The organism is Defluviitalea phaphyphila, assembly GCF_001466305.1.
GTDB lineage: Bacteria > Bacillota > Clostridia > Lachnospirales > Defluviitaleaceae > Defluviitalea_A > Defluviitalea_A phaphyphila.
In genome coordinates, this window is the sequence record NZ_JWID01000013.1 from 1 (window position 1) to 17,950 (window position 17,950).

Genomic DNA, 17,950 nt, shown 5'->3' on the forward strand with positions numbered 1-17,950 from the left:
CCTCCTTAATCTTAGAGATAATTATATCTTATTTCCCTACATTCTTAAATGATCATTTTATTACATTTTTATTGTATCATTTATAAAGGAGGTTTGAATTCCTTATAGGTAGGCTAGAAATGATATTTATTGCCGTCGACCCCCCCGGGATTTTTCCCCTACTAGAGGTCGACGACTTTTTTAATTTTGTTAATTTATTAAAATTTTACAATATCTCCTCTATATAAAAACCTAATAGTATTTTTAGATTATCGTTTAGGTTGTTAAAGTCGCAGTCTATGATTTTTTTGATTTTATTGAGGTGATAATGGACGGTGTTTCTGTGCAAAAATTCTTTTTCAGCCATGGTTTGTACTTTCCCATCTAATTCTAAATATTTTTTTAGGAAATCTACATACTGGGTTTTATTTTCTTTATCATAAGCTTTAAGTTTTCCTACGGTTTCGTTATAAAATTCTATTATTGCAGTATAGTCATCAGAATTTAGCAGCAGCTTATAAATTCCTAATTCATCATAATATAATACCTTTTGCCTTCTTTTTCTGGCTAATCTAAGGGTTTCCATGGTTCTTTTAAAGTTTAGGGCTATTGTTTCTATTCCTTTTCTATTATATCCTACTGCAATTGTTATACTATATTTATCTTCTTTTTTCCCACAAGTGGAAAGTATTTCATTTACTATATTTTTTATTTCTTTATCTTTTAATGCGGATAAAACTAATATTAATTTCTTTTGATAAGAAAAAATAGTATATTTATAAGCCCCTCGATTGAGAATTCTTTCGCAGTGAAAATGCACCATATTAATATACTGGTCTTCATTATTTCTTTGAGTATTAATTTTTATTATGACAAGGGAAAATTTATCCTTTAAGTCATATCCGTATCTTGCAAGAACGGGAAAATAGGTTTCTTCATCTTCTACTTGAAATATTGCATTTTTAAAGGCTTCTGTAATACTCATCTCAACCTGTTCACTTTTTATAATTTGATTACAAAAGTCCCTTGTTACATCTACTAAACGGGTTTTCCATGGTATTACAAAAAGTGGAAACTCATGTTTCTTACAGTATTCTATTACTTCTTCTGGTACATATTTTATATAAGGACCTATATTAATTACTAAGGCACTGGCATTATATTTATGAAATCTTTTTACAAAATCTAGCATCCATTCTAAATCTTTTCTGCGAATTCCTGTTGTAAAAATCATCTCGTTTCCATGTAGAAATTCTGATACTTCTTCATCTTCTACAATGTGAATCCATTGAACTATACGGTCTAAGCCTTCTTCGCCAGCAATTAACTCTAATTGATAATTTTCATCTGCATTTTCTATTAATTTTTTTATAGTAATCATAACTATTCCTTCTCTCTCAATAGATAGGGTAAATTAATAAAAATGAGGATTTGCATTAATTAGATTTAAGACAAATCCTCATTTTATTGTATATTGATTTGATTTTTTATTCTGCATCTGCCTTTAATACTGCATTTAGCATTACAGTGGCTCCACTAGTACATTGTTCTGGAGATGAATATTCTTCTTCACAATGAGATAGACCATTTTTAGATTGAACGAAAATCATGGTAGTAGGAAGCATATATGCTACAAATTGAGCGTCATGTCCTGCTCCCGAATGGATATATTGATGAGAAACTCCGCACTCTTCTGCTGCTTCTTTTACATAAGAAACTAATTTTTCGTCCCAATATACAGTATCTCTATTCCACATTTTTTCAACTTTACAAGTACAACCTGCCCATGCTTTATTAGCACAGCTTTTAACAATAGCTAATACTTCTTCTAATACTTTTGGATCTTCATGACGAGCGTCAAAGGAAAAATCAAAGTAATCTGGTATTACTGTATGAACACTAGGATGACATACTACTTCTCCTGTTGTGTAAACTAAATCAGGATAACCTAATTTATCAATTTCTTCATGTAGATAGCATAGAGCCTGAGATGCAGCATAAAATGCATCTTTTCTTTTTTTCATAGGAAAAGTTCCTGCATGAGCTGCTTGACCGTAGAATTTTAAGCGATAATTAAACATACCTAAAACACAATCAACAACTCCTATATCATTTCCTGCTTCTTCTAAAATAGGCCCTTGCTCTATGTGAGTTTCAAACATACATAGGTATTTTTCAGGACTTAATCTATATTTTCTATCTCCTTTAAATCCAGACTTTTCTAAAGCTTCTCCAAAGGTGGTTTTACCATCTATAATGCTTTTTGATTTCATCATATCTTCTTCTTTAAATTTTTCTTTTATGTCATCTGGTAAATAGTCATAACATACAATACCAGAACACATCATTGCTGGAGGATATAGAGAACCTTCTTCATTTGTCCAAATCATAGCTGTTATAGGATGTTTATGAGGAATTTTTTGTTCAGCAATGGTTTCTAACACTTCCATAGCAGATATAACTCCCAAAATACCGTCATAGTTTCCTCCATTTTTTACGGAATCTACATGGGAACCCATAACAATTCTTTTCGCGTTTGGATCACTTCCTGGTAGGGTTGCATACATATTAGCAAGATCATCTACTTCTATAATTGCTCCTATAGCTTCCATTCGTCTTTTAAACTCATTTCTTGCCATTATAGCTTCCTTTGAAAGAGAATATCTTGTAATACCCCCGTTTCCTGTGGCTCCAAATTTTGAAAATGTTTTTATTTTATCTGTCATTCTTTCTAAACTACATTTATACATATATACCACCATCCTTTTTATTTTTTAAGATTGTTCTGGAGTACGAAGACAATTTTCAAGTAGTTCTTGTACTTCTTTATTTGATACATTGTAAGCAATTTCTTCACCAGTTAAGACTTCTATAACTAATAAAAACTCTGTACCCCAATCATGTAATTCTATTTTTTTTATTTTTCCTTTTTGTTTCTCAATTTCTATTAAGTTATGATTTTTTTTGATAAATCCATATAAAATTCCTGTTGTAGGAACTTTAAAATTAAGTTTTTCAAAGAACTTAGGATTCATCTCAACCATGACTGGGATTTCTGTTATTCCGCCAGGTATTTTAAGTAAATCTTTAGTAATCGTACGAAACATTTGAGGTGTCAAATATTCTGATAATAAAATTCTTTTAATTCCTTTATATTTTTTTGTCATTGTAGCCTCCCTTCTGCCCAAAAGCATAATAGAAAGTTAATATTTTAAACTATTTTTTTAATACGTTTACTTTCACCTATTGCCTGTGTAGGGCATACTAATCTGCATAAATGACATCCCACACATTTATCTCCTAGTAATTTAGGTTTACGATTATTTGTGTCAAATGTAATTGCTTGATGACCACCGTCTGCACAAGAAATGTAACACCTGCCACAGCCTATACACTTATCTCTATTAAATGAGGGATAGATAATGCTATTTCTATCTAATTCTTCTGCTGGTACTAAATTATCTAGTGCCATGCCTACCATATCAGAAATTTTTTCTATTCCATTTTCATACATAAATTTTAATGTTCCATCTATTAAATCTTCTATGATACGATATCCATATTGCATAACAGAAGTTGTAACCTGAATATTACTACAGCCTAATGCAATAAATTCTAATGCATCATGCCATGTTTCTATGCCCCCCATCCCACTAAAGGGAACATTTTTTAATTTTTCATTTTTAGCCATGTCGTGAATAAATCTTAAGGCTATGGGTTTTACAGCTTTTCCAGAGTATCCAGATACTGAGGATTTGCCAGCAATATTTAAATTTGGAGTTTTATTTTTTAAGTCTAGTCCTAGGATACTTTTTATGGTATTTATTGCTGCAATCCCATCAGCTCCTCCCTCTATGGCTGCAATAGCTGGTATTTCCATATTTCCTATGTTAGGTGTCATCTTTGCAAGTACTGGCAGATGGGTACCTTTTTTAGTATACTCAACATATGTTTTAACTAGTTCTGGGTCTTGACCAACATCAGAACCTAATCCATCACCGGACATATGGGGACAAGAGAAATTACATTCAATAATATCAACTCCTGCTTCTGTAACCATCTTAGCTAATTTAGTCCATTCTTCTTTTGTTTGTCCCATAATGGAAGCAACAATTACTTTATTTGGAAAATTTTCTTTTAATTTTTTTAGATATCCTAGATTTTCTTCTAAGGTATGTTCTGCAATTTGTTCTAGATTTCTAAATCCTACAAAGGGAGTTGATTCCTTTCTTATAGCTTCAAAACGTGGGGATACTTCTTTTGGCTGTAAAATTCCAATGGTTTTAAATACAATTCCTCCCCACCCCATATTAAGGGCTTTTGCACACATATCATAATTACTTGCCACAACCGATGAGGATAAAAAGAAAGGATTTTCACAATGTACTCCTAAAAAGTCAATAGATAAGTCAGCTTTGGGAGTAATTTTTTCTCTTTTGTTTAATTCTTGTGCCATTTCATTTATCCTAATGGGAAAATCATAATGAATACACGCTTTTTCACATTCTTTATCAACACAATTAATACAAGGTTCTATATCAACAATATTTTTAATATTTTCGTTTTCAAATCTAACTCCTCTTATCATTCTAGCTGGATCTACACCTTTTTTACATGCCATGCTGCAAGGAGCAGCATGGCAGAGTAAACATCTAGCTGCTTCTTCTTTTATAATCATGGCGTCACTTCCTTTTATGTCAGTTTTCTCTTTATGAATTTCCCCCAGCCATATTCTCCAACAAATTTTCCATTATCATAGACTAATTTGCCTCTTGAATAAGTTTGAACTGGATATCCGTGAAGGGTTATGCCTTCCCAGATTGTATGGTCATAGTCTGAATGCATATTTTCACAGGTAATGGTAAAATCCTTATTTGGGTCATAAATTACGATATCGGCATCCTTTCCTACTGCAAGACTTCCTTTTTCTTGACAACCAAAAATCTTAGCTGGGTTAGTTGAACATAACTCCACTACTTTATTAAAAGAAAGTATTCCTCTATTGGCTTTATCGAGCATATATGGATACATATTCTCAATTCCTGCACAGCCATTTGGTATTTTTGTAAAATCATTTATTCCCCAATCTTTTTCACTTTGTAAGAAAGGACAATGGTCTGTTGCAATGGTATCTATATCTCCTCGTTTTATAGCTTCCCATAGGGCTTGTCTACTTTCTTCTCCTTTTATTGGTGGGGAACATACGAAATTTCTTCCGTCTTCTCTTTTATATACTTCATTTGTAAATTCTAAATAATGGGGGCAAGTTTCTGCATAAATCGGATATCCTTCTTCTTTTGCTTTTGTAACAGCTTCTACTCCTTGTTTATTTGCAAGGTGTACAATGTATAACTTAGCTCCTGTTGCTTTTGCCCATTGAATAGCTCTTAGATCAGCTTCTCCTTCAACAAACTCTGGTCTTGACATATAGTGATACCATGGACTTACCTTGCCTTCAGATAAATATTTTTTTACTAAAGTATTAACTATTTCATTGTTTTCTGCATGAACACTAATTATCGCATTATATTCTTTTGATTTTTCAAGAAGTTGATAAAAATCTCCATCACTTATGCGAAAATCATATACCATAAATACTTTAAAAGAAGGAACTCCATATTCTACTGCGTCTTTTATAGAATCAATTAAATCTCCATGTATGTCCTTTACTCCTATATGAAAAGCATAATCAACAGCTGCTTCTGGAGCACAAAGGGCATCTCTTCTTTTTATTACATCTACCATAGGTTCATTAAAATCTTGTAGTGCAAAGTCAAATACAGTAGTTGTCCCTCCACAGGCTGCTGCTCTAGTTCCTGCCCCATACCCATCGGCAGAAACTGTTCCTCCAAAGGGCATTGCCAAATGGGTATGGACATCTATTGCTCCAGGCAGTACATATTTGCCGCTAGCATCAACGACTTTTTTACTTTCTATTTCTAGATTTTGTCCTATTTGAACTATTTTTTCATTATTAACGGCAATATCTGCTATAAAAGTTTCCGATGCTGTCACAATTTTGCCATTTTTAATTAATAAGTCCATAATATTACCCCCTTCTTTTTAATCTTTCATAAAATTATCTTTTTTGTACACTAATACTAAGCCTGATCTTTGATAAACTTGTGCTACTTGAAGTAAATCCATTCCTGCTGCATTTGCTGAAATAAGGTTTGATACCCAAGTTACACCAAAGTCCACTGTACCATTGTTTACTGCTGTAGTTTCAGCTATATCTCCACCACCTGGAATTATCTCAACATCTAATCCAACTTCTTCGTAATAACCTTTATCTAATGCTACATAGTATCCCATAAATTGTGCTTGAGGTAGCCATTTTAATTGTAATTTAACACTTGTTTTTTCAGGAGTTCCGATTTCTGATATGTCTTTTGATAGATTAGCAGCTTCCCAATATTGTGTATCTCTAATATCATCTAATGTCATATTAGCTAATCTTTCTGCTGCTGTACTATCATCAAGTTTTATATATGTTTGTGCTAGTTTTAAAGTTTGAGCCATCGCTTCTTCATCCATAATTCCATAATCTTTTACTTCATTTCCTCTAGTATCTGTTTCTACTAATTTTTTAACTTCTTTTGCCATGTACAATTGGTGTTCGCTAGATACAGAAGAACCATATTTATATACTATCTCTGCAGCTTCTTCAGGATTTTCACAAGCATATTCCCATCCTTTTAAAGATGCATATATAAATGCTTTAACAGTATTAGGATTATTAGTTGCAAATTCTCTTGTAGTAAAGATGTTGTCCTCTAACATAGCTACGCCTTCATCATTCATGTCGATTATGCCTATGCTATCTCCATATCCATAGCCACCTTCATAATCATTTTTAACTAATCCTAATTCGTTATAAGTCATTGCTGATGCAAGGGTAATAGAATCATCATCAAAACCATCCATTGTAAAATCCTGACTTAGAAAATCTGTTCCACAACCGTATTTTGTAAGCAATGCTTGAACTTCATATTCATTTCCTAATCCCCAGTTACCAACTTTTCCTTCTTCTGCGGCTTTAACAATTATTTCTTCGTTTGTCATTTCTTCTGTACTTTCTGATTCAGCTTCTTCGTTAGAAGATTCCACTTTTTCTGTACTTTCTTCAGTTGATTCACTACTGCTTGTTTCATTACCAGAACCTCCACAAGCTACTAAACTTACCATCATAATTAAAATCAAAAACATACTTAAAGTTTTTTTCCATTTTTTTATTATTTTTTTCATATTTATTCTCCTTTCTTATTTTTAATTTTTAGAATATTTTATTTAAACTAGAAGGACGATATTTATTCCCGTCCTTTTAGTAAAATACTTTCAATAAAAATCAATATAACGTACATGATAATTCCTAATAAACAAGCTACTACAATATAAGCCCAAGCCGTTGCAAATTGAGCTTGTAATATGTTTTCTCTAATCTGTCTTCCTATCCCTATAACTTTTTCAGCAAAATATTCGCTTACTAAAGCTCCTATAACACTGGCTGGTACACTAATTCTTAATGCTGTAAATACATAGGGTATACTATTTGGCAATCTTAATTTTAGAAAAACCGTTAGGGGTGAAGCTGCATAACTTTTCATTAAATCTTCAGAAAAAGGTTTTAATTCTACTAAACCCCTATAGGCATTTATACTCATACACGCTGTACAGACAATCATAACAACCAGCATTTTTGCAAACATGCTTCTAAAATCTACATCACTACTAATTTTTTTGTTAAGTTGTTCATTACAGGAGCTAAGGCTATTATAGGTATAGCATTAAAAGCTGAAGATAAAGTTAGACCTCCTGCTCCCCATTTGGGAAATATAGTTGCAATTACGGCAATAAGATATCCAATAATAGAACCTAAAAACAATCCTCCTAAAGCTACTATTATAGTGGCTTTTAAATTAATCATGATTTTGCCTATATTATCAAAAATAATTCCATTTATTTTGCTTGGAGGTGGAAGTGTATTTGTATCTGTATTAAATAAAATATTTAATCCTCCTGTTTGCCATAGTAAAAATATTAATAATCCAAATAAAAGAGGATATAAAACTATAGTAAAATTTTTAAATTTAGGATTTTCTACTATCTTTCTCATATTACCCTCCTTTCTCTCTTTCCTAGCTATCTAATTTTTTTTTAATCGATTATGAGGCGATATGATTTTTTCGATAATTCCCATTAGCACATAGCTTAAAATCCCTATGGCAGCACTTATTACTACAATTTGCCAGAATACATATCTTGTCATGGATCCTTTAAGGGATTGAGAAAGTAAACATCCTAATCCTAAATCCCCTTGCAATGTATCAACGATAATAGAGGCAGTTATTGCTAGAGGTGCTGCTATTTTTAATCCTGTGAAAAAATAAGGTATTGCTGCAGGTATTAAGGTTTTCGTGTAAATTTGAAAAGTTGTAGCAGCATAGGAATACATAAGCTCATGTTTTTCTTTTTCTACTGATTTAAATCCTGCTAGGGTATTTGTTGCTACGGGATAAAAGGTTAAAATTGCTGCAATCCAGATTCTACTTTTATTGATATCCCCTGTAATTGCTAAAATAATTGGTGCCATTCCAAGAATAGGAATCATTTGAATAAGCATTAAGTAAGGAAAAGCTATTTTTTCTATAATTCCTGATAAATTCATTAATAATGCTAAAATAAAGCCCCATATCATTCCTAAAATAAAACCTTCTACGGACCTTATTAAAGTTGCTTTGGCATTCATTAGTACTAACTGAATAGCTGTATTTTCTCCATCTATTTTATTTACATCAAATACTGAAGCTATGATTTTCCAAAAGTGAGGAAGTACCTTTTCTGGTGATCTAATTTCTGGAGATAGTTCCACTAATAAAGCTACTATCTCCCAACCAATAAAGAATAAAAGAATCCATACAATATTGACCATATATTTTGATTTTAAAAATTTTTTTATTACCATTTATCATACCCCCTCAAAACTGTTTCTCACCTTTGCAATTAAAGCGGTATATTCCGGTGTATTTTTTATTTCTATAGTTCTTGGTCTTGGAAGATCTACATTAATTACTGCTGATAATCTTCCTGGATGGGGAGATAAAACACAAATTTTGTCTGAAAGAAATACGGATTCTGATATATTATGAGTAACAAAAATAATAGTTTTGTTTGTTTTTCTCCAAATATTTAATAAATCTTCGTGGAGTTTTTCTCTTGTAAATTCATCTAAAGCTGAAAATGGCTCGTCCATTAATAAAATTTCAGGGCGAATAACTAAGGCTCTTGCAATCCCTACTCTTTGCTGCATACCTCCACTTAGTTGCCTTGGATAATGTTCCATAAATTCTTTTAGCCCAACCATCTCAAGCATAGCTTCTGCTCTTTCTTTTCTTTCTGCTTTTGGAACTTTCATAATTTCTAAGGGAAGTTCTACATTTTTTCTGACATTTCTCCAATCATATAAAACAGGACTTTGGAAAACTATACCGTACTTCTTTTTAAGTCTTGCTTCTTTAGGAGTTTCTCCACCAATTTCAACACTTCCTGAAGTGGGTTGTAATAAGTCTGCAATTATTCTTAATAATGTTGTTTTCCCACAACCAGAAGGTCCTAATAAAGATACAAATTCTCCCTTGTTAATGTCTAAAGAGACACTTGTTAGGGCTGTTACTTTTTGTGTTCCATTATCAAACTCCATCCCTACATTATTTAAGACTATTTCTTTTTCTATGGTATTCTTCATTTTTATCATCTCCAATCTCTTTACTTAACAAGGTTATTTATAATTCTCTTTAAATTTAAAAAGGCCTATGATTTCTCATAGGCCCCTTTACCTTTGTTGAAACAAGTATACTATATTAATTTAAAAATTACAAGTATCAATTGAACACATATTATTGTGCAGTTGCACAATGGGTTAGTTTCCTTAAACAATAAAAAGGCATAATTTAAAGCTTAAAAGTATTTACAATTTCCATTAATTTTATAGCAACTTCATTTAAATTTTGAGCAGTTGATGCCACTTCTTCTGATGATGCAGTCAATTCTTCAGAAGATGCTGCTACTTCTTCTGTGGCTGATGAGTTTTCTTCCGTAACAGCACTTACTTGTTCTACTCTTTCCATAACAATATCTTTAGACTTTACAATGCCCTTCATAACGCTATAGGTTTTCTCCATAAGAGGTGCTATATTTTCAACAGAAATTAATATATCTTCAAGGGTTTTTACAGTATTCCCAACGGATGTTGCTTGTTTTTTTACAGATTCTTCTACATTCCTTGATGTATTTATTACTTCATCTACATCTTTTGCAATATAGGAAACAAGATTTGCAATTTTTTCAGTGGAATGTTTAGATTCATCTGCCAATTTACGTATCTCTTCTGCTACGACTGCAAAACCACTTCCATGTTCTCCTGCTCTTGCTGCTTCTATAGCTGCATTAAGGGCTAGTAGATTTGTTTGTTCTGATATTCCCGATATTATTTCTGTAATACCACTGATTTCTTTTACTGAATTTGTTAATGTTTCTACTTTATTTGCCACTAATGCAAAGGAATTTTTTATTTCTTCTATAGATTTTTCTAAGACATTCATTTCTTCTCTACCTATATTTGTACTTTTCTTTGTATTCTCTGTCTCATTTTTTATATCTTCTAATCTTTTATATACATTATCAATATTATCTGTTAATTCTGATAGAGAATCTGCAATATCTGATAAATCTTGTGTCTGATTTATAGCACCACTTGCCACTTGCTGCATCGCCGATGCCAGTTCCTGTGATGATACAGACATTTCTTCCGATATATCTGAAAGACTCTTAGATTGAGATGTTAAACTGCTAGAATTATCCTGTACTTCACCTAGTGCTTTTTTCATATTTTTAATTACTTTCGCTAAAAAACGGTTCATTTGAGCAAATTCATTCTTACCATCTTCATCTAAATCAACCATAAAATCATAATTCGACAATCTTTCTAAAACACCATTAATTTGAGATATGAATCTTTTAATCACATACATCAAATATAAAATCATTATCGTTATAATAATAATTATTGCTAGTGATAATTTGCTAAATAAACTTCTTGAATTTCTATATAATTCATTAGCATTATTAACCATATTTTTTATTTCTGTTTGATTTAAAGTTTCTAAATTTTTATGTAATACATTCATGTCATTATTTAATATGGTCATATTCTTTAAAGATAAATAGACTATATATCCTGTTGAAACTACTGTAAATACTAATATCATAAGTAATATAAAATCTATTTTAATATTTTTTAAAAATTTATTATTTCTTTTTATATTATTCCCTTTTCTAGTTATACCCTTCTCTACCATTTTAATGCCCTCCTAAGTATGTTTAAACATAATTTTTTAAATATTCATTCTACTTATTTCTTGCTTGCCATTTAAAATTCCCCCTTTTCTTTTTAAATTTAACTATTTTGTCAAAAAAAAAAGCCTTTTTTACTAAAGGCTTAAAGAACTTAAAACTTTTTTGCAACTGGCTGCCATAGTTTCCCCTTAGGCCCTTTAGCTTTGCGTCCCTGCTTTTCAACAGGTTTGCCACTATATGTATATACTTTACTTAGTATATTTGTAATAGGACTTTTATCTTACTATTGTATTATATCATATATGTATGCATTTTTGTTGAAAATTATCGATTTTTGCCTAATTTTTAGTTGTCGAATAGTTATCATATTAAAATTAATCAAATAATAAAATATACCTAAAAGTATTGACATAATTTTGAATATGTTGTATATTTATGCGGGGTTAGGACTTATATGAATATAAAATAAATTATTGAATAGTTATTATAAATATATTAAATATTTATTTTTTAGTTTATAAATTAAATCTTTAACTTCTTTAAGTAGTTAAACTAATCAAGTAAAATTTTTATAATTTTAGGCGTTAAATTATTTATAGATATGTTTATCAAACTTAGGTAATTTATAACTCCGGAAATGTAAAAATCAAGTTTTAATATAAATAAATAATAAAATATGTAATTTATAACTCCGGAATTATAAAAAGCCAAGTTTTGATATAAATAAAAAAATAAAAAGGAGAGGAATTTAGTGAGAAATAAAAAGTTTTTATCAATCTTACTAGTATTAATATTTTCAATATCTATATTTTCAGGATGTGGTAAAAAGGAGAAAGAGATTACATTAGGAACTTTTGAAAATAACAAATATTCAAATGATTATTTTGGTTTTACAATGGAATTCCCAGAAGACTGGCATATTGCAACTGATGAAGAAAGAGAGGCTTTAATGGCTGCAACTGCAGAAATAGTATCAAAAGTTGATGAAGATTTAGCAGAAGATATAGATTTAGCTTCACAAGAAACTTTATATTTAGCATTGGCATATAAATATCCACCATTAGAATATACAGGAGGTTTCAATCCAAATATCAGTTGTAAAGCTAACAATTTAGGATTAATCGATAGTGTTATAATAAAAACTGGAAAAGATTATTTAGAATATTCAAAAGAAGCACTAGAGGAAACAGATTTAGGATATAAAATTGGTGATATAAGTACAGAAAAAATTGGAGATACAGATTTTTATGTACTTGATGTATCTTTAGAAAGTCCAGTAATAACTGTTTATCAAAAGTATTATGTAAAGATAATTGATAAATATGCATTATCATATTTATTAACATATTCATCAGAAGAAGAAAAAAATGAATTAACAGACATACTAAATACAGTAAGCTTTGAAAAATAAACTAAAAACTTAAATGATAAGCAAATATAATAAAATACATAATCAGTAATTGGAGAGGGTTTTTATTCCTTCTCCATTTTTAGTTTGCAAACTTAATAATTAATCTTTAATTAAAAAATTAAATTATATCTTCAACTATATAGAGCATTTTTGTTTCTGGAATAAAAAGAAAATATATTTTTGAATTGTCTTCTTTTATTTCTGTGTAATATTTGTATTCTTTATTATAGTCGGGAATGGGAATATTTTTCTTTGAGATATCAAAGTTATTAAGTATCTTATCTATTTCTGCTTCTATTTGAACATTTTTCCCATCTATCCAATCTAAAGCCTTATTAATTTCTTCTTCATTTTTATACTCAAATATGTGATACTTTTCTCCATCACCATGAAAATTAGCCCCACTATCTGTAGAATAAACTTCTTTATATGAGTTTGGAAGTTTAATATCCCAATTTAAATTAATTATTTTTGCATAATTGTTTGTTTTCATATAAAAAAATACTCCAGAAAGAATGACAAATAATAAAAGAATACTTATTAATTTTAGTGGCTTTTTCATTATCTATCTCCTCTCAAATTTTGAATATTTAAATTATATCATATAATTTTTCTTTTGAATATATTAACCTAGATACATGTTAATTGAAAAATTGTTAAACTATAAAACAAAAAAATCTATGAATTAGCTAAAATATCTAATCCATAGATTTTGTCTTAATATATTATAAAAATACACTCACTCCGGAAATTAATACTAATATATTTGCCATTTTCATAAATTTTTCTTGTGATATCTTTTTATGAATTAAGTTGCCCAATATTACTCCTACTGCTAAAGGAATAAATAAAAACACTGTAAGTTTAATTTCACTTGTAGTAATAAAAAACCAGTTTTGCAAAACAAATATTGAACACAACATTACCCAAATAGTAGAAGAAGTAGCTCGAAATTCTTCTTTATCTTTAGTCATAGAAACAAGAACTACTACAAGTAAAGGGCCTCCTGATGTAAATAATCCCTGAGCTATACCGGCAAAAATTAAAATTATTTTTGTTAAAAAATCAGGTACTGTTATTACCTTTTTTATAAATAGATTTTTTAAAGCTATTGCTATAATCATTACTCCATATAATACTATCAATAATTCACGATTTACATGGGAATATATAATATATGCTAGAAACATTCCTATAACAAGCCATGTTGTAGTTTTCTTTAATGCATCTATATTAATTTTTTTATAATCTTTTAAAACTATATAACCACTTGATGCTAAAGCTATAAAATTTAAAACTATTCTAGCTGAATCCATACCAATAAGTCGAATAAACATTGGCATAGCCAGCATACTTCCTGCAAATCCAGTCATTGCTTGCACAATATTACTTAAAAATGTGATGAGTAACAATATAAAATATTTCATCTCTCTATCCCTTTATATATTTAATTTTTATATCTATATTTAAATTAATCCCCGTTTTTAAAACATATAAGCTTATATAAATTTATAAAAAATAATAACTTACCTGATATATAGTTTTATTATTTTAAACTCTCAAACAAATCTTTAACAGTTTCTTTTTCTAGTTTTACAGGATTTAGACCCATACATCCATGCTGCATAGCATCTTTTGTCATTTTTTCTATTTCTTCAGATTTCATATCATAATCAGATAAATCCATTTTTGTCTCTAATTGAATAAATAACTTATCTAATTTATCCTTCATTTTAGATATTGCTTCTCCTATGGTATTATCTGATTTATCTAAATAATCTACCAATAATTTAATATTTTTACCCTTATCTCCAACATAATCAAGTGCATTTTTTTGAATAACTGCACATGCTAAACCATGAGGAATACTGTATTGACTTGTAAGCTGGCATCCCATAGCATGTCCTATTGTTCCACAGCAGTGACTCATAGCCATGCCTGCAAGTAATGCTGCAAAAGACATATTACTTCTTGCTTTAATATTTTCTCCATCTATTCTAGCTAAGTTTAGATTATCTAAAATTAGTTCTATAGCATGAATAGCCATAATATTAGTTAATGGATTTTCGATGGTTGATACTAAAGATTCAAGTGCATGACTTAATGCATCTAAACCAGTTGAAACTGTAACACTTGGCGGCATTCCAACAGTCAATAAAGGATCAATTATGGCTACCTTAGGTATAATCAAATCTGAAGTAATACTTTCTTTTAAATTTGTTTCTTCATCTGTTATTACAGAGTATTTAGATACTTCAGAACCTGTACCTGCTGTAGTAGGAACTGCTATTATAGGTAGTGCTTGTTTAATTGGAAGTTTATTTTCTGCAGAATCGTAGTATTCTTTTACATCATGAGGAGTATAGGCCAAAACAGCCGCTCCTTTAGCACTGTCAATAGGGCTTCCCCCTCCAAAGACTACTAATCCATCTCCCTTATGGTCTTCTACAAATTTTTTTAATTTCATTACTAAATCACTTGTAGGATTAGGTAGTACTTCATCAAAAATTGTAACATTTTTAATTTTTTCTATTGCTTCTTTTATAGCAGGTATTTGAATAAGAACTTTATCTGTTACAACAATAGGATTTTTTATTCCTAATGCTTCTATATAATCTTTCATTTTATCTACTGAATGTTGACCAAATTCAATCTTTGTTGGACAATAAAATTCAAAAGAATCTAACATAATTTTCTCTCCTTATTTTATATATTTCATAATTAATTTAATCTATATAATATTGACTCCAATGTAAAACTAATCTTAACATCGGAGTCAATATTATAATTAATAATTTTTATACTTCTGCATTTTCAATTTTTTTAGCACTCAAATGCTTGTATGTGCCAATTCCTGTAATTGCTAAGGTTATTGCTACAAAAGGAGTTATCCAGTTCATAACTGCCCAAATAGCATAATCTGCTGTACTAACACCTAGAGTCGTAGCAAAGAATATACCTGCTGGTGTCCATGGCATTAATACTTCAAGTAATGTTCCTGTATCTTCTGATGTTCTAGATAATACTCTTCTATCAATATTATATTCGTCGTATTTTTTACCCCAGATTTCTGCTAATAAGAAACTACAAGCACCTCCATTAGCTGTAGTAGCTATTAATACAAAACCTGTAATTATAGAAGCAATGATAATAGATGCTCTTGATTTACATTTTTTAAATATTGTTGCTGCAGTCACTGTCATTGCATTAATACTTTTTAATATTCCTACGGCAAATAAAATTATAACTAATATAGCTAATAAACTACCAAAATTCCAGAAACCGCCTCTTTCAAAGTATCCTAGTATATAAACTTCTCCATCTACTGGTTGAGAATATGAATACCAATTTACCATATTAAGTTTAAATCCAGAATTAAATCCAGTTAAAACTTGTGCAAATGAAAAGTTTTGGAAAATAATTGCATTTAAAAATGAAATAATAGTTGCTACAATCAATACTGGAATAGCTGGTTTTTTCCAAAGAGAGCCAAATAATACAATAACCAATGGAATTAATAAAAACACATTGAAGTTAAATATTCCTGATAAATCTTGTAATAATGCGACAACTTCTGGAGTATTTAAATTGGTATTTGTTGCTGGGAAAATAAATCCACAAATCGTGTATATAACAATACTTATTAAGGTTGCAGGCCCTGTTGTCCATACCATTGAACCTACATGGTCATATAAATCTACTTTACAAGCCATGGCAGCAATATTAGTTGCTGCTGATATAGGGGATAATTTATCTCCAAAATATGCTCCACTAACTACTGCCCCTGCTACGATTGCTGGATTAGCTCCAAGTGCTGTTCCAACTCCCATCATAACTATACCTATAGTTGCTCCTGAACCCCATGACATTCCTGTAAAAATGGAAAAAATAACTGGTAATATTAAAGCCATCAAATATATTAATCTTGGATGAATAAGTTTAATTCCATAATAGATAAGCATTGGTATTAAACCACTCATAATAAATCCTGCAATCAATGGCCCGATAACTAATAATATAAGAAATCCTGGCACTACATCTTGTATACTTTTTATCCCTGCTTTTAATATGTCATCCCATTTTTTATTTGTGAATGCTAATATATATAATGTCATTATAATCGCTGCAAAAAACATTACTGATTCTACAGACTGCTTATATTCAGGTTTTCCTACTAAAACTGGAACAAATAAACCAACTAAAATTACAACAATAAATATAAGAGTTGCCATCATTTGTTTTTTTACTGTGATTTCTTTATTAAACATTGTAAGACCCCCTATAATTTTATAGTTTTATTCCATTTTGGATATCATTTCATAAAATAATGCATTAAACTTATCAATATCAATGATTTTATCTGGTATATCTACCACATTTACCATACTATCATCCTTAGTTCCATCTTCATCAATTTGTAGCCAACCTGTCTTTAAATTTTCTTCAATTTTACATAATCTCTTTTGTGAAGTACTAAATAATTCTGGATTTGTTAAATAAATTGCTGTGCAAAGGTCCCAGTTAATAAATACTTTTCTATTTCCATAAGCTGCGTTAATAGATTTTATCCAATCTGAAACAATAGGTCTACTCCATCTCATAAACTTTGTATCTATTTTTAACATTTCATCTAAGTCTTCTAATTTATAAATAGCATCTTGTGTGCATTGAGCAGTAAGAATCGATAAATTAGGACAATTATATAATACTTTTGCAGCTGACTTATAATCTACAGAGAAGTTAAGCTCATTTAACAAAGATCCATTAAGATATAATGGTTCTGTAATGCCCCCCATAACAATTAATCTATCAATTTTGTTAAAAAAATCGGGGTCTTTTGTGTACGCCCCTGCAATATTACAAAGAGAACCAATAGCTAATATGGTAATCTCTCCTGGAGCTTCATTTACAGCTTTTACTAAATAATCTACTGCTTCTGAATCATAACTTTCAGGCCATCTACCTCCTTTGTAAATAGGTACATCTGTAATGCCTAAATCTTCCCACATTTGCTTTGTATTACTGTAAACTACATGTAGTGCGTTATTAGCAAATGTGCAAGTTACAGCTAATAGATCAATGTCTTCATGAGTGTATAGATATGCAAAGGTAAATCCATCATCTATATCACTTTTTCTCACCCCCATAGTATTATCAAAATCTAAAATTACCTTCTTCTTCATAACTTTTGACCCCTTTCTTAGT

At 30.0% G+C, this 17,950-nt stretch carries 17 protein-coding genes and 1 riboswitch; of the genes, 1 reads left to right on the forward strand and 16 read right to left on the reverse strand.

What is annotated here, in order from left to right:
- Positions 1–205: 205 nt before the first annotated feature.
- From OM90_RS08825 to OM90_RS08870, 11 genes are all read right to left on the reverse strand, one after another.
- Positions 206–1,360 carry a PucR family transcriptional regulator gene (locus tag OM90_RS08825; protein WP_058486526.1) on the reverse strand — a complete coding sequence of 385 codons (1,155 nt, stop codon included), beginning with the start codon at positions 1,358–1,360 and terminating at the stop codon, positions 206–208.
- Between the two features lie 106 nt (positions 1,361–1,466).
- Positions 1,467–2,729, reverse strand: a complete 1,263-nt coding sequence (locus OM90_RS08830; RefSeq protein ID WP_058486527.1) for a Zn-dependent hydrolase — start codon at positions 2,727–2,729, stop codon at positions 1,467–1,469.
- 24 nt (positions 2,730–2,753) lie between these two features.
- Positions 2,754–3,146 (reverse strand): hypothetical protein, encoded by a 393-nt coding sequence (locus OM90_RS08835; RefSeq protein ID WP_058486528.1) that lies wholly within the window; start codon positions 3,144–3,146, stop codon positions 2,754–2,756.
- Between the two features lie 44 nt (positions 3,147–3,190).
- Positions 3,191–4,657, reverse strand: a complete 1,467-nt coding sequence (gene preA / locus OM90_RS08840) for an NAD-dependent dihydropyrimidine dehydrogenase subunit PreA (RefSeq protein WP_058486529.1) — start codon at positions 4,655–4,657, stop codon at positions 3,191–3,193.
- A gap of 14 nt (positions 4,658–4,671) precedes the next feature.
- Complete coding sequence (gene hydA / locus OM90_RS08845; RefSeq protein ID WP_058486530.1) at positions 4,672–6,024, reverse strand: dihydropyrimidinase; 1,353 nt, start codon at positions 6,022–6,024, stop codon at positions 4,672–4,674.
- An 18-nt stretch (positions 6,025–6,042) separates the two neighbouring features.
- Complete coding sequence (locus tag OM90_RS08850; protein WP_058486531.1) at positions 6,043–7,227, reverse strand: ABC transporter substrate-binding protein; 1,185 nt, start codon at positions 7,225–7,227, stop codon at positions 6,043–6,045.
- A gap of 62 nt (positions 7,228–7,289) precedes the next feature.
- Positions 7,290–7,676: an ABC transporter permease gene (locus tag OM90_RS13180; protein ID WP_242860882.1), complete on the reverse strand. Its 387-nt coding sequence runs from the start codon at positions 7,674–7,676 to the stop codon at positions 7,290–7,292.
- 23 nt (positions 7,677–7,699) lie between these two features.
- Positions 7,700–8,095, reverse strand: coding sequence for a hypothetical protein (locus tag OM90_RS13185; RefSeq protein ID WP_242860883.1), 396 nt, complete (start codon positions 8,093–8,095; stop codon positions 7,700–7,702).
- Between the two features lie 30 nt (positions 8,096–8,125).
- Positions 8,126–8,944 carry an ABC transporter permease gene (locus OM90_RS08860; RefSeq protein WP_058486532.1) on the reverse strand — a complete coding sequence of 273 codons (819 nt, stop codon included), beginning with the start codon at positions 8,942–8,944 and terminating at the stop codon, positions 8,126–8,128.
- Positions 8,945–8,947: 3 nt separating this feature from the next.
- Positions 8,948–9,724, reverse strand: a complete 777-nt coding sequence (locus OM90_RS08865) for an ABC transporter ATP-binding protein (RefSeq protein ID WP_058486533.1) — start codon at positions 9,722–9,724, stop codon at positions 8,948–8,950.
- 205 nt (positions 9,725–9,929) lie between these two features.
- Positions 9,930–11,336, reverse strand: a complete 1,407-nt coding sequence (locus OM90_RS08870) for a methyl-accepting chemotaxis protein (protein WP_058486534.1) — start codon at positions 11,334–11,336, stop codon at positions 9,930–9,932.
- A 158-nt stretch (positions 11,337–11,494) separates the two neighbouring features.
- Positions 11,495–11,576: riboswitch (cyclic di-GMP riboswitch) on the reverse strand.
- Between the two features lie 509 nt (positions 11,577–12,085).
- On the opposite strand from OM90_RS08870, the gene OM90_RS08875 reads away from it, so the two are divergent.
- Positions 12,086–12,745, forward strand: coding sequence for a hypothetical protein (locus OM90_RS08875; protein WP_058486535.1), 660 nt, complete (start codon positions 12,086–12,088; stop codon positions 12,743–12,745).
- Positions 12,746–12,863: 118 nt separating this feature from the next.
- Here the strand turns inward: OM90_RS08875 and OM90_RS08880 are convergent, their stop codons facing one another.
- The 5 genes from OM90_RS08880 to OM90_RS08900 all read right to left on the reverse strand — a co-directional run bounded on the left by OM90_RS08880 (position 12,864) and on the right by OM90_RS08900 (position 17,928).
- Entirely contained in the window at positions 12,864–13,307 is a 444-nt protein-coding gene (locus tag OM90_RS08880) for a hypothetical protein (RefSeq protein ID WP_058486536.1), read from the reverse strand.
- Between the two features lie 163 nt (positions 13,308–13,470).
- Positions 13,471–14,172 carry a sulfite exporter TauE/SafE family protein gene (locus OM90_RS08885; RefSeq protein ID WP_058486537.1) on the reverse strand — a complete coding sequence of 234 codons (702 nt, stop codon included), beginning with the start codon at positions 14,170–14,172 and terminating at the stop codon, positions 13,471–13,473.
- A 119-nt stretch (positions 14,173–14,291) separates the two neighbouring features.
- Positions 14,292–15,434, reverse strand: a complete 1,143-nt coding sequence (locus OM90_RS08890) for an iron-containing alcohol dehydrogenase family protein (protein WP_058486538.1) — start codon at positions 15,432–15,434, stop codon at positions 14,292–14,294.
- Positions 15,435–15,543: 109 nt separating this feature from the next.
- Positions 15,544–17,013 carry a Na+/H+ antiporter NhaC family protein gene (locus OM90_RS08895; protein ID WP_058486539.1) on the reverse strand — a complete coding sequence of 490 codons (1,470 nt, stop codon included), beginning with the start codon at positions 17,011–17,013 and terminating at the stop codon, positions 15,544–15,546.
- Positions 17,014–17,040: 27 nt separating this feature from the next.
- Positions 17,041–17,928 (reverse strand): nucleoside hydrolase, encoded by an 888-nt coding sequence (locus tag OM90_RS08900; protein ID WP_058486540.1) that lies wholly within the window; start codon positions 17,926–17,928, stop codon positions 17,041–17,043.
- Positions 17,929–17,950: the final 22 nt, after the last annotated feature.